Source organism: Micromonospora yangpuensis (assembly GCF_900091615.1).
GTDB lineage: Bacteria > Actinomycetota > Actinomycetes > Mycobacteriales > Micromonosporaceae > Micromonospora > Micromonospora yangpuensis.
Genome location: NZ_FMIA01000002.1, coordinates 425,445 through 451,636 on the forward strand (window position 1 = coordinate 425,445; position 26,192 = coordinate 451,636).

At 70.5% G+C, this 26,192-nt stretch carries 20 protein-coding genes and 2 pseudogenes; 15 read left to right on the forward strand and 7 right to left on the reverse strand.

Features of this window, described 5'->3' with window-relative positions; translation table 11 throughout:
• Positions 1-106 precede the first annotated feature (106 nt).
• Positions 107-1,051, forward strand: coding sequence for a threonine ammonia-lyase (locus GA0070617_RS02140; protein WP_091433242.1), 945 nt, complete (start codon positions 107-109; stop codon positions 1,049-1,051).
• Positions 1,052-1,206: 155 nt separating this feature from the next.
• Here GA0070617_RS02140 and GA0070617_RS02145 read toward each other — a convergent pair whose 3' ends face one another.
• A complete protein-coding gene (locus GA0070617_RS02145; RefSeq protein ID WP_091433245.1) occupies positions 1,207-3,300 on the reverse strand; it encodes a S9 family peptidase in 2,094 nt (697 codons plus the stop codon).
• A 127-nt stretch (positions 3,301-3,427) separates the two neighbouring features.
• On the opposite strand from GA0070617_RS02145, the gene GA0070617_RS02150 reads away from it, so the two are divergent.
• Positions 3,428-4,984 carry an FAD-binding oxidoreductase gene (locus tag GA0070617_RS02150; protein WP_091445765.1) on the forward strand — a complete coding sequence of 519 codons (1,557 nt, stop codon included), beginning with the start codon at positions 3,428-3,430 and terminating at the stop codon, positions 4,982-4,984.
• Between the two features lie 153 nt (positions 4,985-5,137).
• Here the strand turns inward: GA0070617_RS02150 and GA0070617_RS02155 are convergent, their stop codons facing one another.
• A complete protein-coding gene (locus GA0070617_RS02155) occupies positions 5,138-7,216 on the reverse strand; it encodes a SpoIIE family protein phosphatase (RefSeq protein ID WP_091433247.1) in 2,079 nt (692 codons plus the stop codon).
• A 200-nt stretch (positions 7,217-7,416) separates the two neighbouring features.
• On the opposite strand from GA0070617_RS02155, the gene GA0070617_RS02160 reads away from it, so the two are divergent.
• A complete protein-coding gene (locus GA0070617_RS02160; RefSeq protein WP_091433251.1) occupies positions 7,417-11,784 on the forward strand; it encodes a hybrid sensor histidine kinase/response regulator in 4,368 nt (1,455 codons plus the stop codon).
• Positions 11,781-12,335 (forward strand): response regulator, encoded by a 555-nt coding sequence (locus tag GA0070617_RS02165; RefSeq protein ID WP_091433254.1) that lies wholly within the window; start codon positions 11,781-11,783, stop codon positions 12,333-12,335. Before GA0070617_RS02160 ends, GA0070617_RS02165 begins: the two co-directional genes overlap by 4 nt.
• Positions 12,336-12,350: 15 nt before the next feature.
• Here the strand turns inward: GA0070617_RS02165 and GA0070617_RS02170 are convergent, their stop codons facing one another.
• The gene (locus tag GA0070617_RS02170; protein WP_091433257.1) at positions 12,351-12,686 is read right to left on the reverse strand and encodes an STAS domain-containing protein; all 336 of its coding nucleotides are present in this window, start codon (positions 12,684-12,686) and stop codon (positions 12,351-12,353) included.
• A 247-nt stretch (positions 12,687-12,933) separates the two neighbouring features.
• Between GA0070617_RS02170 and hemL the strand changes: the two genes are divergently transcribed.
• From hemL to GA0070617_RS29565, 10 genes and pseudogenes are all read left to right on the forward strand, one after another.
• On the forward strand, positions 12,934-14,274 hold the full coding sequence (gene hemL / locus GA0070617_RS02175; RefSeq protein WP_091433260.1) for a glutamate-1-semialdehyde 2,1-aminomutase: 1,341 nt from the start codon (positions 12,934-12,936) through the stop codon (positions 14,272-14,274).
• 125 nt (positions 14,275-14,399) lie between these two features.
• Positions 14,400-15,047 carry a histidine phosphatase family protein gene (locus GA0070617_RS02180; RefSeq protein ID WP_091433263.1) on the forward strand — a complete coding sequence of 216 codons (648 nt, stop codon included), beginning with the start codon at positions 14,400-14,402 and terminating at the stop codon, positions 15,045-15,047.
• Positions 15,047-15,625 carry a TlpA family protein disulfide reductase gene (locus tag GA0070617_RS02185; protein ID WP_091433266.1) on the forward strand — a complete coding sequence of 193 codons (579 nt, stop codon included), beginning with the start codon at positions 15,047-15,049 and terminating at the stop codon, positions 15,623-15,625. Before GA0070617_RS02180 ends, GA0070617_RS02185 begins: the two co-directional genes overlap by 1 nt.
• Positions 15,625-16,620: a cytochrome c biogenesis CcdA family protein gene (locus GA0070617_RS02190; RefSeq protein WP_091433269.1), complete on the forward strand. Its 996-nt coding sequence runs from the start codon at positions 15,625-15,627 to the stop codon at positions 16,618-16,620. Before GA0070617_RS02185 ends, GA0070617_RS02190 begins: the two co-directional genes overlap by 1 nt.
• Entirely contained in the window at positions 16,620-18,320 is a 1,701-nt protein-coding gene (resB, locus tag GA0070617_RS02195; RefSeq protein ID WP_091433271.1) for a cytochrome c biogenesis protein ResB, read from the forward strand. The genes GA0070617_RS02190 and resB overlap by 1 nt, the downstream gene beginning before the upstream one ends.
• Positions 18,320-18,488: pseudogene (locus GA0070617_RS32290) on the forward strand (c-type cytochrome biogenesis protein CcsB); the annotation flags it as partial. The gene resB and the pseudogene GA0070617_RS32290, both read left to right, overlap by 1 nt.
• Positions 18,489-18,553: 65 nt before the next feature.
• Positions 18,554-19,309, forward strand: a pseudogene (gene ccsB, locus GA0070617_RS02200) (c-type cytochrome biogenesis protein CcsB); the annotation flags it as partial.
• 770 nt (positions 19,310-20,079) lie between these two features.
• Positions 20,080-20,475 carry a hypothetical protein gene (locus GA0070617_RS29555; RefSeq protein ID WP_139135553.1) on the forward strand — a complete coding sequence of 132 codons (396 nt, stop codon included), beginning with the start codon at positions 20,080-20,082 and terminating at the stop codon, positions 20,473-20,475.
• 93 nt (positions 20,476-20,568) lie between these two features.
• Complete coding sequence (locus tag GA0070617_RS29560; protein WP_139135554.1) at positions 20,569-21,306, forward strand: helix-turn-helix transcriptional regulator; 738 nt, start codon at positions 20,569-20,571, stop codon at positions 21,304-21,306.
• A complete protein-coding gene (locus GA0070617_RS29565) occupies positions 21,303-21,848 on the forward strand; it encodes a hypothetical protein (RefSeq protein WP_139135555.1) in 546 nt (181 codons plus the stop codon). Before GA0070617_RS29560 ends, GA0070617_RS29565 begins: the two co-directional genes overlap by 4 nt.
• Positions 21,849-21,858: 10 nt before the next feature.
• On the opposite strand, the gene GA0070617_RS02215 is transcribed toward GA0070617_RS29565, so the two are convergent.
• The 3 genes from GA0070617_RS02215 to GA0070617_RS02230 all read right to left on the reverse strand — a co-directional run bounded on the left by GA0070617_RS02215 (position 21,859) and on the right by GA0070617_RS02230 (position 24,270).
• Positions 21,859-23,217, reverse strand: a complete 1,359-nt coding sequence (locus GA0070617_RS02215) for a CBM96 family carbohydrate-binding protein (RefSeq protein ID WP_217628759.1) — start codon at positions 23,215-23,217, stop codon at positions 21,859-21,861.
• Positions 23,218-23,733: 516 nt separating this feature from the next.
• Complete coding sequence (locus tag GA0070617_RS02225) at positions 23,734-23,922, reverse strand: hypothetical protein (RefSeq protein ID WP_091433288.1); 189 nt, start codon at positions 23,920-23,922, stop codon at positions 23,734-23,736.
• A 126-nt stretch (positions 23,923-24,048) separates the two neighbouring features.
• Positions 24,049-24,270, reverse strand: a complete 222-nt coding sequence (locus GA0070617_RS02230) for a helix-turn-helix transcriptional regulator (protein WP_091433291.1) — start codon at positions 24,268-24,270, stop codon at positions 24,049-24,051.
• A 388-nt stretch (positions 24,271-24,658) separates the two neighbouring features.
• Here GA0070617_RS02230 and GA0070617_RS02235 point away from each other — a divergent pair, with 388 nt between their 5' ends.
• Positions 24,659-24,991 carry a hypothetical protein gene (locus GA0070617_RS02235; RefSeq protein ID WP_229688541.1) on the forward strand — a complete coding sequence of 111 codons (333 nt, stop codon included), beginning with the start codon at positions 24,659-24,661 and terminating at the stop codon, positions 24,989-24,991.
• 23 nt (positions 24,992-25,014) lie between these two features.
• Here the strand turns inward: GA0070617_RS02235 and GA0070617_RS02240 are convergent, their stop codons facing one another.
• The gene (locus tag GA0070617_RS02240) at positions 25,015-25,887 is read right to left on the reverse strand and encodes an alpha/beta fold hydrolase (RefSeq protein WP_091433294.1); all 873 of its coding nucleotides are present in this window, start codon (positions 25,885-25,887) and stop codon (positions 25,015-25,017) included.
• Positions 25,888-26,192 lie beyond the last annotated feature (305 nt).

A 26,192-nucleotide genomic window follows, 5' to 3' on the forward strand; every position in this document is an offset into this window, starting at 1 on the left:
GAACCCCTTTCGACAGCCGAGGGCGGAGCCGAACTCGGCAGGCGCGATCGCGCGTCGTCGGGGGCTGCCCCGTCCGCGGTACGGGCCGGGGCGCGAAGATGGCCGGATGGACCTCGTCTCGCTGGCCGACGTGCGGGCCGCCGCCACCGACATCGCCCCGACCGTGCTGCGTACCCCGTTGCTTCCGGCGACCTGGGACGACCGGCTCTGGCTCAAGCCGGAGAGCCTGCAACCGGTGGGGTCCTTCAAACTGCGCGGGGCGACCCACGCGCTCGCCCGGCTGGCGGCCGACCGCCGGGAGCGGGGCGTGGTCACCCACTCTTCCGGAAACCACGGGCAGGCCCTGGCGTACGCCGCCCGCGCAGCCGGCGTCCGGTGCACGGTGGTGGTGCCGGAGGGTGCGCCGGCGGTGAAGATCGACCGGATGCGTGCCCTCGGCGCCACGGTGCTGCTGGTGCCCCCGGCCCAGCGGCAGACCGAGGCCGAACGGGTCGCCGCCGAGACCGGCGCCACGCTGGTACCGCCCTTCGACGACCGACGGATCATCGCCGGCCAGGGCACCGTCGGCCTGGAGATCGTCGCCGACCTGCCCGACGTCGACGTGGTGCTGGTCCCGGTGGGCGGCGGCGGGCTGGCCTCGGGGGTGAGCACGGCGGTACGGGAGCTGCGGCCGTCGGCCACGGTCATCGGGGTCGAGCCGGCGCTGGCCGCCGACGCCCACGAGTCGCTTACCAGCGGAACACTGACGAGTTGGGAGCCGGAGCGGACCTACCGGACGGCGGCCGACGGATTACGGACGAACCTCTCCGAACTCACCTTCGCCCACCTGACCGAGCGCCTCGACCGGGTGGTGACGGTGAGTGAGGAGGAGATCATGGCGGCGACCGTCCGGCTGGTCCGCGAGGCCCGCCTGGTGGTCGAGCCGAGCGGCGCGGTGGCGCTCGCCGCCCGGCTCTTCCACGCCGCCGAACTACCCCCCGGCCGTACGGTCGCCGTCGTCACCGGCGGCAACATCGACCCGGCCCGGCTGGCTGCCCTGCTGAACCCCTGAGCCGCCCCGGCCGGCTGGCAGGCCCTACCCCGTCCGGGCGTGGCATGCCCGGACGGGGTCCCGGTGCCGTGCGCGCCCAGGCAGCCTGGGTGCCCTCGCGGCGGGTGTGAGAAGGGGACCTTTCTATACCGGAAGCGTTAACAGGGGGCCCTTCCTTACCGGGGGAAGCGGTCCAGGGTCCAGGCGTTGACGAAGGCCTCTTCCTTCCAGGCGTCGTACCGGCCGCTGGGGCCACCGTGTCCGGCACCCATCTCGGTTTTGAGTAGGTAGTCGCCCTGCGGTGCCACCGCCCGCAGTCGGGCGATCCACTTCGCCGGCTCGTGGTAGAAGACCCGGGTGTCGTTGAGACTGGTCACGGCGAGGATCGGCGGATAGTCGACCGGGGCCACGTTCTCGTACGGGGTGTACGACTTCATGTACGCGTACACCTCGGGGTCGGCCAGCGGGTTGCCCCATTCCTCCCACTCGGTGACGGTCAGCGGCAGTGAGGGGTCGAGGATGGTGTTCAGCGCGTCCACGAACGGCACCTGGGCGACGATCCCGGCGAAGGCGTCCGGGGCGAGGTTGGCCACCGCGCCCATCAGCAGCCCGCCCGCCGAGCCGCCCCGGGCCACCAGTCGGTCCCGGGCCGTCCAGCCGGCCTTGACCAGGTGCCGGGCGCAGGCGACGAAGTCGGTGAAGGTGTTCTTCTTGGCCAGCAGCTTGCCTTCTTCGTACCAGCGTCGGCCCAGTTCGCCACCGCCGCGGATGTGCGCCACCGCGAAGATGACCCCCCGGTCGAGCAGGGAGAGCCGGCTGACCGAGAACCACGGGTCCATGCTCGCCTCGTACGAGCCGTAGCCGTAGATGACGCAGGGCGCGGAGCCGTCGCGTGCCGTGCCGGCGCGCAGGACCAGCGAGATCGGGATCCGGGTGCCGTCGTCGGCGAGCGCCCAGTCGCGGTGCTGCTCGTAGTCGGCCGGGTCGAACTCGCGCCCGTCCGGGCCGGGGCGTACCGGGCTGCGCCGGCGCAGCACCAGGGCCCGGGTGACCAGGTCGAAGTCGTACACCGAACCGGGGGTGACCAGCGACGAGTAGCGCAGCCGGATGCTGTTGGTGTGGTACTCCGGGTTGGCGTCCAGCCCGACGCTGTAGATCGGTTCCGGGAAGTCGATGTCGTACGAGTCGGAGGTGCCGACCGGGAGCACCCGCAGCCCGGTCAGGCCGTTGCTGCGCAGCGAGACGACCAGGTGGTTGTCGAAGGCGTCGACCGCCTCCAGCCGGGTGCCGGGGGCGTGGTCGATCAGCGGCACCCAGTCGCCGGGCGCGTCCGCCGAGGTGTACGCCAGCGCGAAGTCCTCCGCGCCGTCGTTGTGCAGGATCAGGAAGCGGTGCCCGTGGTGCTCGACGGCGTACTCGACGCCCTGCCGGCGCTCGGCGATCACCGCCGGTTCGCCGGTCGGGTTGTCCGCCGGGATGACCCGTACCTCGCTGGTGATCTTGCTGTGGATGTCGACCAGGACGAAGCGTTCCGACCGGGTCAGCTCGACGCCCACCCAGAACCGCTCGTCGTCCTCCTGGTGCACCACCTGGTCGTCGGCGGCCGGGGTGCCGACGGTGTGCCGCCAGACCCGGTGGGGCCGCCACGCGTCGTCCACGGTGACGTAGAAGAGCACCGAGGCGTCGGCGGACCAGGCGGTGCCGTAGAAGGTGCCGGGGATCTCGTCGGCCAGCACCTCGCCGGTGTCGAGGTCCTTCACCCGCAGGGTGAACCGCTCGTCACCGGAGAAGTCCGTCGAGTACGCCAGCCAGCGCCCGTCCGGGCTGACGTCGAACGCCCCGAGGGAGAAGAAGTCGTGCCCCTCGGCGAGCAGGTTGCCGTCGAGCAGCACCTCCTCGCCGTCCAGGGGTGCGCCGTCCACGCTGACCGGCGGTTCGGTCTCGCCGTCGCGGACCGCGCGTCGGCACTGCACGCCGTACTGCTGGCCCTCGACCGTGCGGGTGTAGTACCAGTGCGCGCCCTTGCGGGCCGGCACCGACAGGTCGGTCTCCTGGGTGCGCTGGCGGATCTCCTCGAACAGTTCGGTACGCAGGTCGGCCAGGTGCGCGGTGCGCGACTCGGTCCAGGCGTTCTCGGCCTTCAGGTACGCGATGGTGTCCGGGTCGTCCTTGGCGGTGAGCCAGGCGTACTCGTCGACGACGGTGTCGTCGTGGTGGATGCGCTCGGTGGGGACCCGCTTGGCGACGGGCACGGGGGTCTCGGTGGTCACCGGTGTCACGTTACCGGCCGGGCGGGTCGGGGTCGGCCCGCGCGGCACCGCTCGGCGTCGCGCGCCGAGCCCCGACCCCACGTGGTACGGGACTGCGTGCGCTTTCGTACACCTGTACGATCTGGCCATGGCGGCAACAGCGAGTTCCTCGATGGACCGACCCGGAGCCTCCGACATCGTCCGCCGGCTGGTGGAGATCTGCGGCCCGCCCTTCGCCCGCCTGGCCGGCCCGGCCGACGAGGTGGCGGGGTGCCCGGCGCGGTGGGTGGCGGTGCCGGGCGACGCGCGGGCCGCGGCCCGGGTGCTCCGGCTGGCCGCCCAACACGACCTGGCAGTGGTGCCCCGGGGCGCGGGCACCAAGATCGACTGGGGTGCGGCCCCGGCCCGGGTCGACATCGTGCTCGACACCGGCCGGCTGGCCGGCATCGACCGGCCGGCCGGCGAACCCACCGAGGTCGAGGTCGGCGCGGGTACGCCACTGCGCGCGATCCAGGCCACCCTCGGGCGCAGCGGGCACCGGTTGCCGCTGGATCCGCCCTCGCCCGGGGCCACCATCGGCGGGGTGCTCGCGGCCGACGAGTCCGGCCCGCTGCGACTGTGCCACGGTGGCCCCGGGGACCAGCTGCTCCGGCTGCGCTACCTCGACGCCGGGGGAGAGCTGGTCACCGTCCGGCTCGACCCCGCCGACCTGCCCGCCGGGAACGGCGTCGACCTGACCGGGACGGGAGTCAACCCCGACCTGACCGGGACGGGCGTCAACCCCGACCTGGCCGTGACGGGCGTCAACCCCGACCTGACCGTGACGGGAGCCGACCCCGACCTGGCCGCGACGGGAGTCGACCCCGACTTCTGGGCGGCCGGGGCCACCGGGTTCGACGTCGAGCTGCCGGCCACCGGCGGGTTCCACGGGGGCGCTGGAGTGGCGCTGGCCCGGCTGCTCTGCGGCTCCCAGGGTGGGCTCGGCCTGCTGGTCTCGGCGACGCTGCGGGTGCGGGAGGTGCCCGCCGGGCGGCGCTGGGTGATCCGGCCGGTACGGGACCCGGCCGAGGCACGCACCCTGGTGTTGGAGGTGCTCGACGCCGACCTCGACCCGGCGGCGATCGAGCTGCACCTGCCCGCCGACGTCGGCCCCCGGGCGTTCGTCCATCCCGACCACCCCTCGGTGGCCGGTCGTTCCGGGCTGGCCGGCAGCGTCGCGGTGCTGCTGGAGGGTGGGCTGCCCGAGGTCGACGAGCAGGCCGCCCGCCTGGTCGGGATGCTCGGTGCGGAGACCACGGTGACCCGGTCGGCCCCGGACTGGTGGGGGCGGTACCCGTTCGGCCCCGCCGACGTGGCGCTGCGCATCGAGGCCGCCCCGGAGCACCTCTACTCCGCCCTGTACGCGTTGCGCGACTCGGCCGGCGGCCCGGTGTCGGTGCGCGGGTCCTTCGGCTCCGGCGTGCTCCACGCGGCCCTCACCGGCCGGCTCGCCACCGTGGAGCGTGCGGTCCGGATCGTCGCCGCCGCCCGTGCGGTGCTCCAGCCCCGGCAGGGGCGGTGCGTCGTGGTCGCCGCGCCGGCACCGGTGCGTGACGCGGTCGACATCTGGGGCGGCCCGCCGGGCCTACCCGGCCTGCGCGACGCCAAGGACCGGCTGGACCCGCACCGCCGGCTGGCCCCGGGTCGCCTTCCCGGCGGCCTCTGAGCACCGTTCGCCGGCCCCGCGCGGGCCCGGTCGTGCCCGCCCGGACGTGCCGCGCCGCTCGGACGTGCCGCGTCGCTCGGACGTGCCGCGTCGCTCGGACGTGCCGGGCGGACGCGCCGCGCCGCTGCCCGAGTGCCGCTGGACCGGGCACCGTCAGAGCGCGTCGTTGCGGAGCACCAGGATGGCGATGTCGTCGCGGGGCGGCTCCGGCGAGAAGTTGATCGCGGCTGCGCGCAGCCGGGCGGCGACCACGTCGGCGGAGTAACCGCGCAGCGGGGCGGCGGCGTCCCGCAGCCGGGCGGTGCCGTAGAGCTCCCGCCCGCGTCGCCGCTCGGTGACCCCGTCGGTGTAGAAGATCAGCGAGTCTCCGGGGTCGAGCGTGATCTCGGCGGTCGGCGAGGTGATCGAGTCGAGCAGGCCGAGCGCGGTGCCGCTGGTGCCCACGAAGGTGGCACCGCCGCTGCCGTGCAGCAACACCGGGCGGTCGTGCCCGGCCAGGTGCAGGGAGACGTCCAGTTGGTCGCCCTCGCCGGCGCCGACCGCTGCCAGCGCGAGCGTGCAGTACCGCCCGCCGCCCCGGTCGACGAGCGTCTCGTTGAGCCGGGACAACGCCTCCGGCAGCGGCTTGCCGTCGCCGACCAGCACCCGGATGACGTCCCGGACCAGTCCGGTGACCGCCGCCGCCTGCACGCCCTTGCCGGAGACGTCGCCGATCACCACCAGCCAGCGGCCGTCCGGCAGCGGCAGCACGTCGTAGAAGTCCCCGCCGACGTCGGCGTCGTCGCCGGTGGGGACGTACTCGGCGGCGAAGCCGATGCCGTCGACCACCGGCAGCACCGGCGGTAGCAGCGACTGCTGCAGGGTCTGCGCCACCCGGCGGCGTTCGGCGTGGATGCGGGCGTTCTCGATGGCCAGCGCGGCCCGGCGGGCGACGTCCTCCAACACGGCGACCTCGTCGGGGTCGTGCCGGTGCCGTTGGTGCCGACCCACCGCCAGGGTGCCCAGGCGCTGGCCCCGGGCGATCAGCGGGACCGCGAAGCCCTCCGTCGGCGGCCCCAACGGCACCTGGGAGCCGTGCCGGGAGGCCTCGCGCAGCCGGGCCTGGATCGAGTCGGGTCCGGTCTCCCGCAGCACCTGGTGCAACTGTGGCAGCACCGACTCGTCGGCGTGGCTGGCGGCGGCGAGCCGCAACCGGCCCCACTCGTCGGTGGTGTGCACCGCGCACCACTGCCCGAGGCGCGGCACCACGAGCTGCGGGACGAGCGCCATGGTCAGCTCGACGTCGAGGGACTGGGCGAGCAGCTCACTGGCCTCGGCGAGGAAGGTCAACCAGGCCTGCCGGCGGACGTCGGCGCGGCGCAGCCGGTCGTTCTCCAGGTGCAGGGAGAGCCGTTCGGCGGTCAGACCCGCCAACGGCCAGGCGTACCCGCTGGGGGCGGCGTCCAGCTCCAGCTCACCGGAGTACGGGCGGTGCACGGCCAGCGGCACCCGGAGCAGTTCGTGGCCGGGGCGGGGGTGCCGGCCGTACCGGGCGAGCACCTGGGGGCCCTGACCGTCACCCCGGTCCAGCCGGATCACCCCGCCGGCGGCGCCGATCATCTCGCCGAGCCGGGTCAGCAGGCTGGCGGCGAACTCCGGCAGCGGGTCGTCGGCGTACGGGTCGGGGGTGGTCTGCATCAGTTCGCTCATGGCGGCCGCGCTCGGGGTCGAGGACTGCCCGGAGTCGCCGCTGTCCGCCGAGGCGGCCGGCAGGTCCCGCCGGGTCGGCAGCCCCCGGTCGGCGGGGCGGTCGCGGTGCCGTTCCAGCCGGAACCAGACGCCCTTGCCGGTGGGCAGGTACGTGGTGCCCCAGCGGCTGGCGAAGTGGTCGACCAGGAGCAGCCCCCGGCCCCGCTCGGAGACCTCGGTGATCTCGGCGGTGTCGTTGCGGACCCCGACGATCAACTCGTCGACCGGGCCGGAGGCGAAGTCCGACACGGTGACGGTGAGCCCGACCTCGTCGGCGACGACCTCGATGTCCAGTTCGGTGCCGGCGTGTTCGACCGCGTTCGTGGAGAGCTCGGTGGTCAGCAGCAGCGCCTCGTTGACCAGCTCGTCGAGGTCCGCCTCGGCCAGCACGGAACGGACCACGGCACGGGCGGCGGCGGGGGTGCGCCGATCGGCGGGCAGGCGCACCCGCCGTACGTGCTCGTCCAGGCCACCCGTGCTGGCGGCCCCCGCCTGCGCTGACATCCCTCGTATCCTCCACCGCCGGAGGCCGGGTGCCAAGCCGATCTCCACGGTCGGGTCGGGATCCGCTTTCCGGCTCAGCGTCGGCACCCCGTCCAGCGTGGCGATCGGCACGTCAGATGGTGTGCGGCGGCCGGCGGGCACAATGATGGGACGGCCGGCACGTCGGCAGCGGCCCGAAGCCCCGAGCTCTGCGAGGAATCATGACCACGGCGAAACAGTCCGTCGCCACGGACCCCTCCGCTCCGGATCGCGACGCGGTGCTCGACGAGTTGGCGGAGGCCCTCCGCCGGGTCCGCCGGGGTGACCTGAAGGTCCGGTTGTCCCGCCGCTCGGGTTCGGCCGGTGAGGTCGCCGAGGCGTTCAACGAGGTGGTGGCGTTGCAGGAACGCCAGCACCTGGACCTGCGCAAGATCAGTCGGATCGTCGGTCGGGACGGTCGGCTCACCGAGCGCCTCGACGAGGAGGGGATGGAGGGCTCCTGGGCCGAGGGGCAGCGGGCGGTCAACTCGCTCATCGACGACCTGGGCCGACCGACCACGGAGATCGCCCGGGTGATCGTGGCGGTCGCCGACGGCGACCTGTCCCAGCACATGGCGCTGGAGATGGACGGTCGGCCGCTGCGGGGTGAGTACCTGCGGATCGGGCGGACCGTCAACACGATGGTCGACCAGCTCTCCTCGTTCTCCTCCGAGGTGACCCGGGTGGCCCGGGAGGTGGGCACCGAGGGTGAGCTGGGCGGTCAGGCCGATGTCCGGGGTGCGGCCGGCACCTGGAAGGACCTCACCGACTCGGTGAACACGATGGCCTCGAACCTGACCCACCAGGTGCGGTCGATCTCGCAGGTGGCCACGGCGGTGGCCAAGGGCGACCTGTCGCAGAAGATCACCGTCTCGGCCCGGGGCGAGGTCGCCGAGCTGGCCGGCACGATGAACTCACTCACCGACACCCTGCGGCTCTTCGCCGAGCAGGTGACCCGGGTGGCCCGGGAGGTCGGCACCGAGGGCAAGCTCGGTGGCCAGGCGGAGGTGCCCAACGTCGCCGGCACCTGGAAGGACCTGACCGACAGCGTCAACTCGATGGCGTCGAACCTGACCAGTCAGGTGCGCAACATCGCCCAGGTCTCCACGGCGGTCGCCCGGGGTGACCTGAGCCAGAAGATCACCGTGGCGGCGCAGGGCGAGATCCTGGAGCTCAAGGACACCGTCAACACGATGGTGGATCAGCTGTCGTCGTTCGCCGACGAGGTGACCCGGGTGGCCCGCGAGGTGGGCACCGAGGGCAAGTTGGGCGGCCAGGCCCAGGTGCGCGGGGTCTCCGGCACCTGGCGGGACCTTACCGAGAACGTCAACCAGCTCGCCGGCAACCTGACCAGCCAGGTCCGCAACATCTCCCAGGTCTCCACGGCGGTGGCCAAGGGCGACCTGAGCCAGAAGATCACGGTGGACGCCCGGGGCGAGATGTTGGAGCTGAAGAACACCGTCAACACGATGGTGGATCAGCTGTCGTCGTTCGCCGACGAGGTGACCCGGGTGGCCCGGGAGGTGGGTACCGAGGGCAAGTTGGGTGGTCAGGCCCAGGTCAAGGGCGTCTCGGGTACGTGGCGGGACCTGACCGACAACGTGAACTCGATGGCGTCGAACCTGACCAGTCAGGTGCGCAACATCGCCTCGGTCACCACGGCGGTTGCCAAGGGCGACCTGTCGCAGAAGATCACGGTGGATGCCCGGGGCGAGATCCTGGAGCTGAAGTCGACCGTCAACACGATGGTGGATCAGTTGTCCTCGTTCGCCGACGAGGTGACCCGGGTGGCCCGGGAGGTGGGCACCGAGGGCAAGTTGGGTGGTCAGGCCCAGGTGAAGGGGGTTGCCGGCACCTGGCGGGACCTGACCGACAACGTGAACTCGATGGCCTCGAACCTGACCGCCCAGGTCCGCAACATCGCCCAGGTCTCCACCGCGGTCGCCCGGGGCGACCTGTCGCAGAAGATCACGGTGGACGCCCGGGGCGAGATCCTGGAGCTCAAGGACACCGTCAACACGATGGTGGATCAGCTGTCGTCGTTCGCCGACGAGGTGACCCGGGTGGCCCGGGAGGTGGGTACCGAGGGCAAGTTGGGTGGTCAGGCCCAGGTCAAGGGCGTCTCGGGTACGTGGCGGGACCTGACCGACAACGTGAACTCGATGGCGTCGAACCTGACCAGTCAGGTGCGCAACATCGCCTCGGTGACCACCGCTGTCGCCAAGGGCGACCTGAGCCAGAAGATCACCGTCGACGCACAGGGCGAGATCCTGGAGCTGAAGAACACCGTCAACACGATGGTGGACCAGCTCTCGTCGTTCGCCGACGAGGTGACCCGGGTGGCCCGCGAGGTCGGCATCGAGGGCAAGCTCGGCGGACAGGCCCAGGTGAAGGGGGTCTCCGGCACCTGGCGGGACCTCACCGAGAACGTCAACCAGCTCGCCTCCACCCTGACCACCCAGCTGCGGGCGATCGCCCGGGTGTCGACCTCGGTCACCCGGGGTGACCTGACCCAGCGGATCGCGGTGAAGGCCCAGGGCGAGGTCGCCGAGCTGAAGGACAACATCAACCAGATGATCGTCACCCTCCGGGAGACGACGCACAAGAACGCCGAGCAGGGCTGGCTCGACTCGAACCTGGCCCGCATCGGTGGCCTGTTGCAGGGCCAACGGGATCTCGGCGAGGTCTGCCGCATGATCATGCAGGAGGTCACGCCGCTGGTGAACGCGCAGCTCGGCGCATTCTTCCTGGCCGACAACTCCGAGGGGGTGATGCGGCTACGGCTGACCGCCTCGTACGGCTACGTCTCCCGGGGCCACGACGTCACCTTCGGCCCCGGCGAGGGACTGGTCGGGCAGACCGCGCTCTCCCGCCGGACGATCCGGGTCGGCGCGGTGCCCGACGGTCGGATCACCCTGCGCTCCGGGCTGGCCGACACCCCACCGGCCGATCTGGTCGTGCTCCCGGTGCTCTTCGAGGGCGAACTGCTCGGGGTGATCGAGTTCGCCACCGTCACGCCCTTCTCCGAGCTGCACCTGGCGTTCCTGGAGCGGCTGGTGCTCACCATCGGGGTCGCGGTCAACACCATCCAGGCCAACCGGCGTACCGAGGAGTTGCTGTCCCAGTCGCAGCGGCTGGCACACGAGTTGCAGGAGCAGTCGGCGGAGTTGCAGCGCACCAACGCCGAGCTGGAGGAGAAGGCCAAGCTGCTCAGTGAGCAGAAGGCGAACATCGAGACCCAGAACCGGGAGATCGAGCTGGCCCGGCTCGGCCTGGAGGACAAGGCGCAGCAGCTCACCCGGGCCTCGGCGTACAAGTCGGAGTTCCTGGCCAACATGAGCCACGAGCTGCGTACCCCGCTGAACTCGTTGCTGCTGCTGGCCCGGCTGCTGGTGGAGAACTCGGAGCAGAACCTCACCCCCAAGCAGATCGAGTTCGCCCGGACCATCCACGGCTCCGGGTCGGACCTGCTGCGCCTGATCGACGACATCCTCGACCTGTCCAAGATCGAAGCGGGCCGGATGGACATCGAGCCGACCGAGATCCGGTTCGCCGAGATCCGCGGCTACGTCGAGCAGGCCTTCGCGCCGCAGGCCGAGGAGAAGGGCCTGGACTTCCAGGTACGGGTGGCCAAGGACCTGCCCCCGGCGCTGGTCACCGACGCCCAGCGGTTGCAGCAGATCCTGCGCAACCTGCTCTCCAACGCGGTCAAGTTCACCGACAACGGCGCGGTGACGCTGCGGATCGCCCCGGCGGCGGAGAACGTGGTCTTCGACGTGCCGGCGCTCACCAACGCCCGTCAGGTGATCGCCTTCACGGTGATCGACACCGGGATAGGAGTCTCCGACGACAAGCTGTCGCTGATCTTCGAGGCGTTCCAGCAGGCCGACGGCACCACCAGTCGCCGGTACGGCGGCACCGGGCTCGGGCTGTCGATCAGCCGGGACCTGGCCCGACTGCTCGGTGGCACGATCACGGTCACCTCGGCACCCGGGCAGGGCTCGACGTTCACGCTCTTCGTACCCGACGTGCTGGCCCCGGACGCGGTGGTCGCGCCGCTGCCGCCCTCACCGGCGCGGGCCGGGCTGCCGTCGTCGCTGCTGATGCCCCCGCTGGAGCTGCCCCAGGCGCCGCAGACCCCGGCCACCCGGCGGCTGGAGGGGGCCACCGTGCTGATCGTCGACGACGACGTACGGAACGTCTTCGCCCTGACCAGCGCGCTGGAACTGCACGGGATGACCGTGCTGTACTCGGACAACGGGGTGGACGGGGTCCGGGTGCTGGCTGAGCACCCGGAGGTGGACATCGTCCTGATGGATGCCATGATGCCCGACCAGGACGGTTACGAGACGACCCAGCAGATCCGACGCAACCACCGGTTCGCCGACCTGCCGGTGGTCTTCCTGACCGCGAAGGCGATGCCGGGGGACCGGGAGTCGGCGCTCGCGGCGGGCGGTAGCGACTACATCACCAAACCGGTCGACCTCGACCAGTTGATCGAGCTGATGTCCGGCTGGATCAGCCGCAGCCACGGCAAGGAGAGTTCGTGACCCAGATGGCCAAGGCGTTGCTGGTCGACGACCGCCGGGAGAACCTGATGGCCCTGGAGGCGATCCTCCAGGGCCTGCCGGTCCAGTCGGTGGCCGTGGAGAGCGGTGAGGCGGCGCTGAAGCAGCTGCTGGTCGACGACTTCGCGGTGATCCTGCTGGACGCCCAGATGCCGGACATGGACGGGTTCGAGACCGCCGGGCACATCAAGCGGCGGGAGCGGACCCGGCACGTACCGATCATCTTCCTCACCGCCGCGGACCGGGACGCCCAGCTCGCCCTGCGCGGCTACGCGGCCGGCGCGGTCGACTACCTGACCAAGCCCTTCGACCCGTGGGTGCTGCGGGCCAAGGTGTCCGTCTTCGTCGAGCTGTGGGTCAAGTCCCGTCAGCTCGCCGCCCAGTCCGACCTGGTACGGGAGCGGGAGACCCAGTGGCGCACGTTGGCCGAGGCGGTCGACGAGGCCACCGCGCTGCTGCGCACCGACACCCCGGACGCCCGGAGCCGGGCCGTGGAACTCCTCGAACAGGCCCGCTGGGGCCCGACCGGCTGAGCCGCCGCCGGAGGGTCAGCCGGTGGCCTGGTTGTTGCGGATCATCAGGGCCGAGCGCAGGCCGGTGATGTCCAGGACGCGGAGCAGGAAGTCGCCCACGTTGGTGAGGATCAGCAGGCTCTGCGCGTGGCTGGCCTTGCGGCTGAGCACGACCAGGGTGCCCAGCCCTTGCGAGTCGCAGAAGGTCACCCCGCCCAGGTCCAGCACGATCCGCGGCGGTGCGTCGGCGAGGGCCTCGTTGACGACTGTCGACAGCTGGGCGGCCGTGAGCATGTCGATCTCACCGGCGAGGCGAAGCACCACTTCGTCCCCCGACCGGTGTACCGTGATGGACAGTTCGGCACGATCCACCCGGTCAGCCTAGCGCGATCCGTCCGGCCCGGCCCGTCGAGGCGGATCCGGGCGTGCCGGGCGGGTGTGATTCTCCCCGTGGACGGGCCCGCCCAGCCGCCCCGCCACCCCGCCGAGCAACCGGTTCCGGGCACCGCCGCGACACCGCCCGCAGCGCGTCGGCGGGTGGTCGCCGTCGGGTGAGCCCGGTAACGCTGAGCGGGGTGCCTGCCGATTCGGCTTCCGGCGCTGACACAATGGCTCCATCGTGACCGAAATGTTTCCCGCCGGACCCGGCCGCTATCCGGCCGCCGCGCCGGCCTCCGAGGCCCTGTTCGACCGCGCCCGTGCCCTGGTGCCGGGCGGGGTGAACTCCCCCGTGCGCGCCTTCCACTCGGTCGGCGGCACCCCGCGTTTCATGGTCCGGGGGGAGGGGCCCTGGCTGTACGACGCCGACGATCGGCGCTACGTCGACCTGGTCTGCTCCTGGGGTCCGTTGATTCTCGGTCACGCCCATCCCGAGGTGGTGGCCGCCGTGCAGGCCGCCGCGGCGAAGGGCACCAGCTTCGGCACCCCCACCCCGGGTGAGGTGGAGTTGGCCGCCGAGATCGTCGAGCGGACCCCGGTCGAGCAGGTCCGGCTGGTCAACTCCGGCACCGAGGCCACCATGTCGGCGATCCGGCTGGCGCGCGGATTCACCGGCCGCTCCAAGATCATCAAGTTCTCCGGTTGCTACCACGGGCACTCCGACGGCCTGCTCGCCGCCGCCGGCTCCGGCGTGGCCACCCTCGGGCTGCCCGACTCGCCGGGCGTCACCGGCGCGGCGGCCGGCGACACCATCGTGCTGCCGTACAACGACGTGGCCTCGGTCGAGGCGGTCTTCGCCGCCGAGGGGCCGCAGATCGCCGCGATCATCACCGAGGCCGCCGCCGGCAACATGGGCGTGGTGGCCCCCCGCGACGGCTTCAACCAGGCGCTGGCCCGGATCGCCCACGCGCACGGTGCGCTGCTCATCGTGGACGAGGTGATGACCGGGTTCCGGGTCTCCCGCGCCGGCTGGCACGGCGTCGACCCCTGCGACGCGGACCTGTGGACGTACGGGAAGGTGATGGGGGGCGGGCTGCCCGCCGCGGCGTTCGGCGGACGCGCGGAGATCATGGCCCGACTCGCGCCGGCCGGCCCGGTCTACCAGGCCGGCACGCTCTCCGGTAACCCGCTGGCCTGCGCCGCCGGCCTGGCCACCCTGCGGCTGGCCGACGAGGCGCTCTACCGCCGGCTGGACGAGACCGCCGCCGTCGTGGGCCGGCTCGCCAGCGACGCGCTCACCGCCGCCGGTGTCGCCCACCGCCTGTCGTACGCGGGCAGCATGTTCTCGATCTTCTTCACCGACGCCGAGGTGGTCGACTACGACACCGCCCGCACCCAGCAGGTGCCGGCGTTCCGGGCGTTCTTCCACGCCATGCTCGCCGCCGGGGTGTACCTTCCCCCGAGCGCGTTCGAGGCGTGGTTCGTGTCGGCGGCGTTGGACGACGCCGCCCTGGACCAGGTCGCCGGGGCCCTCCCGGCGGCGGCGACAGCAGCGGCAGCAGCGGCAGGCACCGGGGGGTAGCTGGTGAGCGCGAGGAGTGAGCCGGTTTTGCGAGCCCCGCAGTCGCGAACGAAGGGGGCAGTGGTGAGCGCGAGGAGTGAGCCGGTTTTGCGAGCCCCGCAGTCGCGAACGAAGGGGACAGAGCGGTGAGCAGTACGGTCGTCCACGTGCTCCGGCACGGCGAGGTCTACAACCCTGGCCAGATCCTCTACGGCCGGTTGCCCGGTTTCGCCCTCTCCGAGCTGGGCGTACAGATGGCCAAGGCCGCCGCCCAGGGCCTGGCCGAACGCGAGGTCGTGCACGTGGTGGCCAGCCCGCTGGAACGCGCCCAGCAGACCGCCGAGCCGATCGCCGCCCAGTTCGGCCTGCCGGTCGGGGTGGACGAGCGGCTGATCGAGAGCGCGAACTGGTTCGAGGGCAAGCGGGTCTCGCCCGGCGACGGCTCGTTCCGGGACCCGCGTAACTGGTGGGTGCTGCGGGACCCGGTCACCCCGTCCTGGGGCGAGGCGTACGTGGCCATCGCGGAGCGGATGTTCGCCGCCCTGCACGCGGCCCGGATCGCCGCCGAGGGGCGGGAGGCGGTGCTCGTCTCCCACCAGCTGCCGATCTGGACCCTGCGCCGGTACGTCGAGCGCAAGCGGCTCTGGCACGACCCGCGTCGCCGGCAGTGCGGGCTGGCCAGCCTCACCTCGTTCCACTTCGACGGGGCCAAGGTGGCCGGTATCGGGTACAGCGAGCCGGCCGCGCACCTGATCGCGATGTCGCCGACCGCCCGGACGGCCAAGGGGGCCTGATGAGAGCCCGCAGGTGGATCACCGGTGCGCTGGCCGCCACGGCGGTCGCGGCGGGTCTGGTCGGCTGCTCGGCCGACGACGGCGAGCAGCGCTGCACCAACACCGAGGGCATCATCGAGTGCGCCCCCGACGAGCGGTCCACGGTGCCCGAGGTGACCGGTGAACTGCTCGACGGCACCCCGTACGACCTGACCGACGCCCGGGGACAGGTGGTCGTGGTCAACTTCTGGGGCTCCTGGTGCAACCCCTGCCGGGCCGAGGCCGACGACCTGGAGAACACCTACCAGGCGACCAAGGGCTCCGGGGTCACCTTCCTCGGCATCAACGTGCAGGACGACCGGGACAAGGCGGTCGCCTTCGAGGAGAGCTTCAAGGTCACCTACCCGAGCATCTTCGACCCGGCCAGCCGGCTGGCCCTGCGCTTCGACATCGCCCCGAACAGCGTCCCGGCCACCTTCGTGCTGGACCGGGAGGGCCGGATCGCCACCGTGATCCGGTCGGCGGTCACCCAGCAGCAGCTGCAGCCCGCCGTGGAGAGGGTCGCCGCCGAACAGGCCGCCATGGCCGGACCGGGCTGATGGGCGAGACGTTCCGGGAGTTGGCCCAGAGCGGTCCGCTGCTGCTCGCCATCGGCGCGGCGGCGCTGGCCGGGCTGGTCAGCTTTCTCTCCCCGTGCGTCCTGCCGCTGGTCCCCGGCTACCTCTCCTACGTAACCGGCCTAGCCGGCACCGACCTCGAGGTAAGGAAGGGCCCCCGCTTAACGCCTACGGTAGAGAAGGGTTCCCCGCTCACCACCCCGAGCGGCGGGACGGCCGTCGGCAGCGGGGCGCCCGGGGACGGTACGACGTCCGACGCGGGAGCCGTCGGAGTGCGGGAGCGGATCGGGAAGCAGGCCGGGGAAGACGCCGCCGGCCGCGGGGAGCAGGCCGGGGAGCACGCCGCCGGGCGCGGGGAGCAGGCCGGGGAGCAGGCCGGTGGACGTCGGGCGGCGGCGGTCAAGGGCCGGGTGCTCGCCGGGACGTTGCTGTTCATCGCCGGCTTCACCGTCGTCTTCGTCTCCACCGCGGTCGTCGTCTCGCAGCTCGGCCAGCTTCTCTTCGCGTACGACCGGATCGTGGAGATCGCCGTCGGCTCGCTGATCGTCCTGCTCGGCCTCGGGTACCTGGGCCTGGTCCCGGGGTTGCAACGCGAGTTCAGAATCAGCCGGCTGCCCTCGGCCGGCCTGCTCGGCGCGCCGGTCTTCGGCGCGGTCTTCGCGCTGAGCTGGGTGCCCTGCGTCGGCCCGACCCTCGGCGCGGTGCTCGGGATGGGCGCTGTCGGCGGTCAGACCGACCGGGCCGTGGTGCTGGCCGTGGCGTACTGCGTGGGGCTGGGGTTGCCGTTCGTGATCTTCGGGTTGGGCTTCCAGCGCCTGCTCGGGGTCTTCAAGGCGGTCCGGCGCAACAGCCGCTGGGTCACCCGGGTCGGCGGCGCGCTGCTGATCCTGATCGGGTTGGCGCTGGTCACCGGGGGTTGGCAGAACTTCGTGATCTGGTTGCAGACCACCGTGGGGGTCGGCGAGGTGAGCATCTGATGACCACCGTGCAGCAGGGGCAGCCGGGCGCCGCCGGTGACGACCGCGGCCGGGACGCCACCACGGACGACCCGGGCCGCCGGGACGCCACCACGCCGCCGCGTCGGCGGCGTACCAACTGGTTGTTGGCCCTGCTGCGTAACTCATGGCGGCAGCTGACCAGCATGCGTACCGCGTTGATCCTGCTCTTCCTGCTCGCGGTGGCCGCCATCCCGGGGTCGGTGCTGCCGCAGCGCGGGGTCAACCCGGAGGACGTGCGCGACTACTTCGTCCGGTATCCGGATCTGGCGCCGGTGCTGGACCGGCTCGGCGCGTTCGAAGCGTTCGGGTCGGTCTGGTTCTCCGCGATCTACCTGCTGCTCTTCACCTCGCTGGTCGGCTGCATCGTGCCCCGGCTGCGCGACCACGTGCGGGCCCTGCGGATGCGCCCGCCGGCCGCGCCGAAACGGCTGGACCGGCTGCCGCAGCACGCGACGCTGCCGGCCCCCGCCGGCGGCGTCGAGGCCGTGGCCGAGGCGCTGCGCAGGCGCCGCTGGCGGGTCGCGGTCCGGGGCGACGAGGTCTCCGCCGAGAAGGGGTACCTGAAGGAGAGCGGCAACCTGCTCTTCCACTTCTCCCTGATCGCCGTGCTGGTCGGGGTGGCCTTCGGCTCCTGGTACGGCTGGCAGGGCAACCGCCTGCTGGTGGCCGGCGAGGACAAGGCGTTCTGCAACACCCGTCAGCAGTACGCCGAGACGAGCTTCGGCCCTCGGGTGGACGACGCCGCGCTGCCCGGCTTCTGCCTGACCCTGGACGACTTCGAGGCCCGGTTCCTGGACTCCGGCCAGCCCGAGTTCTTCAACGCCACGGTGACCGTGGAGGAGCCCGGCCGGGCGGCCCGCAGCGCCGAGTTCTCGGTCAACTCGCCGCTGCGGCTGGACGACGCCAACGTCTACCTGCTCGGCCACGGGTACGCCCCGGTCATCCGGTACACCGACCGTAACGGGCGCAGCCAGTCCAGCGTGGTGCCCTTCCTGACCACCGGCGACATGGGCCTGACCAGCGAGGGGTTGGCCGCGTTCCCGGACGTCAACGTCGACCCGGCGACCGGCGAGCGCAACCCCGAGCTGCAGGTCGCCTTCGAGGGGCTGTACCTGCCGACCGCGCCGCAGCAGCCACCGTACGTGCGCTCGGAGTACCCGAACGAGCGCAACCCGGCGGTGTTCCTGATCGGCTACCGGGGCAACCTGGGCCTGGACGCCGGCATCCCGGGCTCGATCTACCAGCTCGACCAGCGTCAGGTGAGCAACGGCAGGCTGACCCAGCTCGGTGACGGCAAGCTGCTGCGTCCCGGTGAGAAGTGGGTGCTCGACGACGGCACCGCTGTCGAGTTCCTCGGCACCCGGCGCTACGTCACCCTCTCCGTCCGGCACGACCCCGGTTCGACGATCCTGCTGGTCAGCTGCGCGACGTTGATCATCGGACTGATGGGTTCGCTGTTCGGCCGCCGACGGCGGGTGTTCTTCCGGGTCACCGACCCGGGAAGTGGATCTCCGACAGGCCGTAGTAGCTTGATGGAGGCCGGTGGCCTGCCCCGCACCGACCAACCCGGCTTCGCCGACGAGTTCAGTCAGCTCGTCACGGCGGTCAGCGGGGACGTCCGGGCCGGCGACGATCGGGTCGAGGACGGTCGGGGTCGGCCGCGAGAAGGGACCGAGTGATGTCCGCGCTCTCCGATCAGCTGGTGTCGATCGCGATCCTGGTGTACCTGGCCGCGATGATCTCCCACGCGGTCGAGTACGCGCTCGGCAACGCCCGTACCCCCGCCCGCCCCGCGACCCCGGCCCGCGAGCTGGTCGGCGCGGGCGTCGGGGCCGGCGGCTCCGGTGCCACGCCGCCCGACGGTACGACCGCCACGCCCGACGGCCTGACGCCCGGCGGCCCGCCCGTCGACCGGTCGCGGCTGGCCGGCCTGATCGCGGTCGTGGCCACCGCGATCGCCGCCGTGGTGCACCTGGCCGCGCTGGTCACCCGGGGTGTCGCCGCCGAGCGGATGCCCTGGGGCAACATGTACGAGTTCGTGCTGACGGTCTCGTTCATCGGCGTCGTCGGTTGGCTGGCGGTGCTCTGGAAGCGGCCCTCACTGCGTCGCCTCGGGCTCTTCCTCACCCTGGTCATGGTGCTGCTGCTGGCCGTCGCCGAGCTGGTGCTCTACGTGCCGATCGTGCCGCTGGTGCCGGCGCTGCAGTCGTACTGGTTCATCGTGCACGTCTCCACGGTGGTCTTCGCCTCCGGTATCTTCCTGCTCGGCTCGGTGCCGGCGGTGGCGTTCCTGCTGCGCAACGGCTACGAGCAGGGGCGACGCAGCTTCCCGTACACCCTGGCCAAGCGGCTGCCGGCGGCGGCCAGCCTGGAACGGCTCACCTTCGGCCTGCACGCCTTCGCCTTCCCGGTCTTCACCTTCGCGGTGATCGCCGGGGCGATCTGGGCCGAGGCCTCCTGGGGTCGGGCCTGGGGCTGGGACCCCAAGGAGGTCTGGTCCTTCATCTCCTGGGTGATCTACGCCGGTTACCTGCACGCCCGCGCCACCCCGAGCGTCAAGCGCAACGTGGCGACCTGGCTCGCCGTACTCGGTTTCCTGACCGTGCTGATGAACCTCTTCGGCGTGAACATCTTCTTCGAGGGCCTGCACTCCTACGGCGGCCTCTGACCGGGCTGCCGCCACAAGGCCTACCCGCCGACCCGTTAAACCGACCGTTTGCCGTCCTCCCGGTCATACCCTGTGACCCAGGATGGCTTCTCGGCTCGAAATGTCGAGGTAATGGCGACACGCCTTTCGTTGCGAGACGTGCGAAGATAAAGCGGCATTGATCGAGATTCTTGATATCGGCTCGGCCGTCGAGGAAGTGATGGCTGGTTGCTTTCTGCGACAACCGGGACGATTGATTTCGCTGTCACCCGGTCCTTGCCGGGTAGCCTTGCGGCGGATCTCGCAGCGCACGACTCTGGGCGAGTGGATCGGATCCCAGACGTCAATCCTAAGCGGATCAATCACCCATATAGCGCTAATGCGCCTCATTCTGCCCTTTGGCGGCTGCGGCCCCTGTGTGGCAAACTCACCTAGAGTGGTGAGTGGGTGACGGCCGGGCTGCAGGTTCGCTAGGGGGGCACATGGCAGGAAGCGGACCTACCTGGTACGCGCCTACCGATCAATGGCCCCGACATGACTCCACGTGGTTCCGAAATGCGCTAGGCAAGGCGAGATCGGCTGGTTGGTGGTATCGAGGCGCGGCAACTTCAAGCCATATCCACGGGACTGTCTACTGTCAGGGGCCCGAGGATCGGGCTGAGGCGTGCAAGTTTGTCGTATTCTCGACAGGTAGGGGCGGGGAAACGGCAGCGGGGGAGCTGGATCGGCTGGTTCGACGTTGCCCGCATGGCAACGCAAACATCGGAGTAGTTGCCGAAGCCTACGTCCGAATGGAAAAGATCGAACTACTCTGTGCTGGAGCGGAGGCCCTGCTTGATCGGGACGACTATGGCCAGGAGAGCGCCAGTCTCCTGGATCGTGCCGATCAACTGTTGGTAGAGGCCGGCCGTGGGGCTGAGGAGGTCGATGAACTCCTCCAGGCGGCGCTCGGCCGCGAGCAGGAGGCGAGTGCTGCCGACTCCAAGGCCGAGCGGGTGCTGAGTCTCGCCGAGACTGATCTGCGGGACCCGGCGCAGGTGCTCGACGTCGCAGATGCCACAAACCGCCAGGTGCGGGCGGTGCTGGTGGACGAGCAGTCGTCGGTCGAAGTTCGCCACCTGAAGCTTCGGGTAAGGGCCGCCCGTGACAAGATTCAGTCTCTTCGGTCCCGTTTGCCCCAGAGTTGACACAGTGAAACGGTTGGTTGACCTAGAGTGTTGGCAAGTGCCAACACTGGCACTATGCTGGAGTCTCAGATGGCGTACGGGTGGGAGAGGCCTATGATCCGGATCCCCCTTCGTGTCAGTGGCGTGGACCTTGACGATGATGTCAGCCTGGATCTGCTGGCCGAACACCTGTCCGACCTAACATGGACCGAGTGGCATGGGGATGTGTTGGCCACCCTGCACACGTCCTCGCAGAACCCTGTGGCTAAAGCCTTGGAGGCCGCACGGCGGATCTGTCACATCTTCCCCGATGCCGAAGTAGGCGATGTTGATCCGGAATTGGTTTCGATTTCGGATATTGCGCACCGTCTGGGCTTGTCTCGCGAGGCTGTGAGGCTATGGGTGGAGGGGCGTCGAGGCCCTGGTGACTTTCCTCGACCACTGGGTGCTGTAAGCGGTGGGAAATCAAAGGTGTGGGAGTGGTCTCGGGTCCATGATTGGGTCCGCGACAACTTCGACATAGGGGACAATGAGACGCATTTGTCGTACGCACAGATCGTCGAGCTGAACGGTTTCTTGGCTCGGATCAAGCATCCAATTGACGATGAGTGGGAAATCGTCTCATCGTATGAGCAGCGCGTTCGGTCACCGAACAACGGTGCCGAGAACGTTCACGATCTCATTCTTCTGTTGAATGAAAGTGTCCTCGCTGGCAAGGCGAAAAGTCACATGGTGTGGGCGCTAAACCTGGTGGAGGATGGAGCGTCTTGGGTGGCGCGCTACGGGAACCACTATCCGGGTGGGATGATTGAGGTATCCGCTGAGGCGGCTCAAGTCGAGGAACTAACGTGAACGATTCGGTCGAGGACGGCGTGGGGGAGCAGAAAGCTGCTGCAGCGAGAGATCAGGCGTTGAAAGATCTCGTTGCCCAGTCCGATCTCACCGATATTCGCGTGACGAAATGGCATGCGGAGCTTCTGTCGGACGGTCCGGAGGAGGTTGGCGAGCTGGACCTCAAGCTGTCAAGCGCCTTCAGGTATCGCAACGGCGGGTTCGATATTCGCTTCAGTGTTGACGCGCCTTTGGTGTCACCTGGAGGTGAGGAGAAAGTGGCGAGCATTCAGGTCGCCGTTGTGGCTTCTTTCTCATTGGATGCGGGGGAGCGTCCGCCGCGAGATTTGATGAAGTCCTTCATGGATCAGGTGGCGTTTTTTGTAGCGATGCCATTTATTCGCGAAGGGCTTCATTCTCTTTCAATGAGAATTGGGCTTGAGCCAATCACCATAGGGCTTCTGCACAAGGGTAAGGTGGCTCCCCAGACTGCCTGGACCAGTCGACGGCAGTTCAACGGGATATCGACTGATCAGGAGAGTTTGGGGCCTGGTGGGAGATAGATATTAGTCGCTAGTGGCAGGTGCCGGTGCCGGAGTCGGTGAACGTCGCGCCGGTCACCGGGAGGAACTGCCAGGTGTAGCTCTGCGGCGAGAGCACCAGCTTCAGCACACCGAAGGTACGACCGTTGCGGACCTCGCTGTTGGCCGCCGGCTCCGGGAAGGTGGCCATCAGGGACCGGCCGCCGGTGCCCACCACGAACTCCCGGATCCCCCGGGCCGGGTCGGCGACCCCGCTCGGGTTCTGCGGTGCGAACCGTTCGTACTGGTGGTTGTGGCCGTTGACGACGATCTCGGCACCGGCGTCGTAGAGCGCCTGGAAGAGCGGCCGGACGTTCGACGACTCCCGGCCGCCGGAGCTGAACAGCGGATGGTGGTACTGCGCCAGGGTGCAGCGGGTCGGGTGGGCGGCGAGATCCGCGCGCAGCCACTGCTCCTGCGGTGAGCCGGCCTGACAGCCGCCCACCTGGCTGCAGTTGGTGTTCAACACGATGATGTGCCAACCGGCCTGGTCGAACGAGTAGTAGCCCTTGCCGCGCGGCAGCACCGGGCCGAAGTAGTCGAAGGTGGGCACGGCCCCGGCGGTGAGATAGTCGTGGTTGCCGAGGATCGGCTTGGTGCGGTCCTTGAACCGGCCCCAGGTCGGGCCGTAGCAGTTGGCGAGTTGAGCCGCCGTGCCGCTGTCGGTCAGGTCACCGCCGGCCAGCACGGTGCCGGCCTCCCGACTGATGATCTGTGCGGTCTGCGCCGCGCCTGTGGTGGCGCACGCCGAGATGTCCCCGGCGTTGAGCAGGACGTTTCCGCCGGTGTCGGTGCCGGTGCCGACCACCAGCCGGGGCGCGAAGGCGCTGGTCTCCCGACTGTCGTAGTAGGCGCCGTCCGGGTTGGTCGACGACAGCGAGAAGGCGTACGTGCCGTTGCCGGTGACCACGGCGGCGACGTCCAGCTCGTACCAGGTGTTGCGCAGCACCTTGCCCAGCGAGCCGAGCGGGCTGCCGATCGCGGCCGGCCGGTTGGCGTAGGTGAGCGTGCCCTCCGACCAGCCGGTGCCGGCCCGCTGGGCGGTGCCGCCGAACGGGCTGGTGGCGGTGGGGGTGTCCTGGGTGTGCACCTGCAACCGGGCGTTGAGCACCGGCTGGGTCAGCCCGGTGACCGCGAACTGCAGGTACGAGATCCGGGTGGGCGTGCCGGCGACCGCGAGGGTGTTCGTCGCGTCGTAGTTCGTGCCGGGGCTGGCGGCGTTGACATAGCTGTCCTGGTTGGCGAGGAAGGTGGTGGTCGTGCTGGCTGCCGTCGCCGGCGGCCCGCCGCCCAGCAACCCCACCCCCAGAATCAACATCAGCGGTACGACCCGAGCTGTCTGCCGTCTCATCCGAACCTCTGTTCCAGCGGAGATCACTGTGACGGCTCCGCCCTGTCCTGGGCGGCAGTGCACACCAGCACCCGTCAACGCCGGGTCACCACTCTCCGGGGTCCGGTGACGCGGAGGATTCGCCAGGCGTGATCGCAACGGCCCGCAGAACTAAAGGTCTCTTGTAGTTTCCGAGGGTCAGTGCGCATCAAACTAAAGAGAATCTTTAGTTTGATGCGCACTGACCCGGCTGTACGAGACGGGAGAGTCGACCCGGGTCAGGGGCCTGGTCGACCTGGTGTTGCTGGTGGAGGACGGCGTGCCAGCGGATGCCCACCTCGTTCGCCGGGTCGGCCACGTCTTCGGCATCCGGCAGACCCATTCCGTGCCAGATGAGCTACCGACGCCACCCCGAGCATGGGCTGAGCGGTACGCCCTGCTGGCCGAAGAGATCGGTCTTGCGGTTGCGTCAGCGGACGAGGCCCACAAGATCGTGTGCCGGCACTGGCAGCAGGCCAGAGCCGCCCGGGACGTGGACTAATCGCCGGTGAGGGTCTGCTCGACCTGGCGGGTGATCTGGTAGGCGATCTCCGGCACGTCGGCCAGCTCGATCCGTTCGGCCCGGAGCGCGAGTTGGGCGTGTAGCTCCCGGGCCACCGCGTCACGGATCTTGACCAGCAGCGGCGAGAGACCGTCCGGATCTCCACAGACGTACGCGTCCGACATGACTCCACCGTCCCGGCTCGACGGCTGCCCCGCAAGCACCGGTGAACTTTGTCGCCACCAGCCCGATGCCCGTCCACTCGCCGTACCGGCCCATCCGCCGGCCTCGTCGGGGTCGGCCTGGGCGGGTCAGCCCGGCTCGTCCTCGTCCGCCGCTGGGCGGGGTTGGCGGTAGGCGGCGATGTACGCCTCCACATCCGACCGCAACCACACCGAGCCGACCGAAAGCGTCTGGAACGGTCGAGGAAAGTTGGGATGCATCGCGATCGCGCGGAACCGAGACCGGCTGACACCCAGCATCTTCAGGATCTCGCCAGCGGCGACGAGCGGGCCCGGCACCTCATCGGTCATAGCCAGAAGGTAGAACAGTGCTTTCGCGTCGCGGTTGACACGTTGACTAAAACACGCTAATGAGAGCGCGACTTCATGGGCGTGCTTATGGAAACGCGTAGATAAGGACGCGTCAACGTTGACACGTCAGTATCTGAGGGTGTTGGCTTGGTTGCGCGGTGCCCCCGGTTCGGTGGAGCGGAGCTCGGCGGGCCGGGGTGCCGTGACGCGTCCCGCCCAGCTTCGGAGGCAGACCCGCGATGACCGGCAGGGAACCCGTGCTGATCCGATGCTCGTGGCTCGTGTTGACGTACCACCGGCACCGGCGGTGTGGGTCGTGCCGTGACGGCCGGTGTCCCCGCGTCGAGCTGGCCCGGCGGCGGATCCGGGCCTGGCGGCGGTACGGCTCGTGACCGCCGGACCGGTGCGGGTCGGGGTAGGTGCGCAGTTCCGGGCCGGCGACGTGCTGCACGTGACCCGGGCGGCGAGCATCCAGTTCAGCCAGCGGCCGATCATGTTCCGGCTGATCCGGGTGAAGACCGACTGGATCACGTACGACGGCTGGACCTGGCTCGACGGGTACCAGCTGGACGAGCAGGGGAACGCGACCGCCCGGCGCAGCATCTTCGTCCAGTGGGCCGGTCTCCGCCTGATGGCACAGCCGGCACCACCCGCCGCCGGTGACGGCCGGAACCGCCACCCGAACCAGCGCCGGCCGCCCGTGCCCCGTCGAACCGGATAGCCGACGAGGGCGGGCTGGCCGGCTCAGGCCTGGAGGAAGGGGAGCAGGAGGGCGAGCAGCTCGTCCGGCTGCTCCTCGAAGAGCCAGTGGCCGCTGTCGGTGACGGTCTCGCCGGTCACCGAGTCGGCGTACCGGCGGACCTGCTCGGCGACCTGGTCGCCGAGGCTGGCCTGCGCGCCGATCGCGAGCACCGGCATGGCCAGCTTGGTCTTGCGGTAACCGGCGTTGTCCGCGACGTCCTGCCCGAACGCGCGGAAGCACTCGAAGCTCGCCCGCAGGTGGGCCTCGTCGCGCAGGTGCCGGGCGTACTCCTCGATGTCCGCCGCGTCCAGGCTGCCCTTACGGATCATGATCGAATCGGTGAACCTGTCGATCCAGAGTGCCTCGCGGCCGGCGACGAGCTGCTCCGGCAGCCCGTTGGTCAGGCTGAAGAAGCCGAAGTTCCACACCCCCGGGCCGGCGGCGGTCAACGCCGGGAACGCGTAGATGCTCTCGTCGGGGATCGGCGCCTCGCTGAGCACCAGCCGGCTCACCCGGTCCGGATGGGCCGCCGCGTACGCGTACGCGACCATCGTCCCGATGTCGTGACCGACCACCCGTAGGTCACGGTCCAGACCCAACCCAGAAAGCAACCCGTGTACGTCCCCAGCCAGCGTCTTCTTGTCGTAACCGGCCGACGGGGCGTCGCTGTCGCCGTAGCCACGCAGGTCCGGGGCGATCACCTCGAACGAGCGGGCCAGCTCCGGCAGCACGTGCCGCCACATGTACCAGGACTGCGGGTACCCGTGCAGCAGGACCAGGGTGGGGCCGCTGCCGCCCCGGACATAGTTGATCGCGACCTCGCCGACCTGCGTCCGCTGCTCGGCGAACCCCGCCGGAACCCGTCCGTCGCCCATGACGTCCTCCTGCTCCTCCGCCTCACCGGGCCGCCGGTCTACCCACCCGACTCCCGACCATGCCGCTCTGCGTCGTTCTGTGCCGTTACCACCCTGCCGCCGCGCCGCGCCGCGCCGCGCCGCGCCGTGCCGTGCCGTGCCGTGCCGCGTGCCGTGCCGTGCCGTGCCGTGCCGTGCCGCGCGCCGTGCCGTGCGCCGTGCCGTGCCGTGCCGCGCGCCGCGCCGTGCCGCGCCGTGCCGCGCCGGCCCGCAAGAAGGGGACCCTTCTCTACCGGAAGCGTTAACAAGGGGCCCTTCCTTGCACC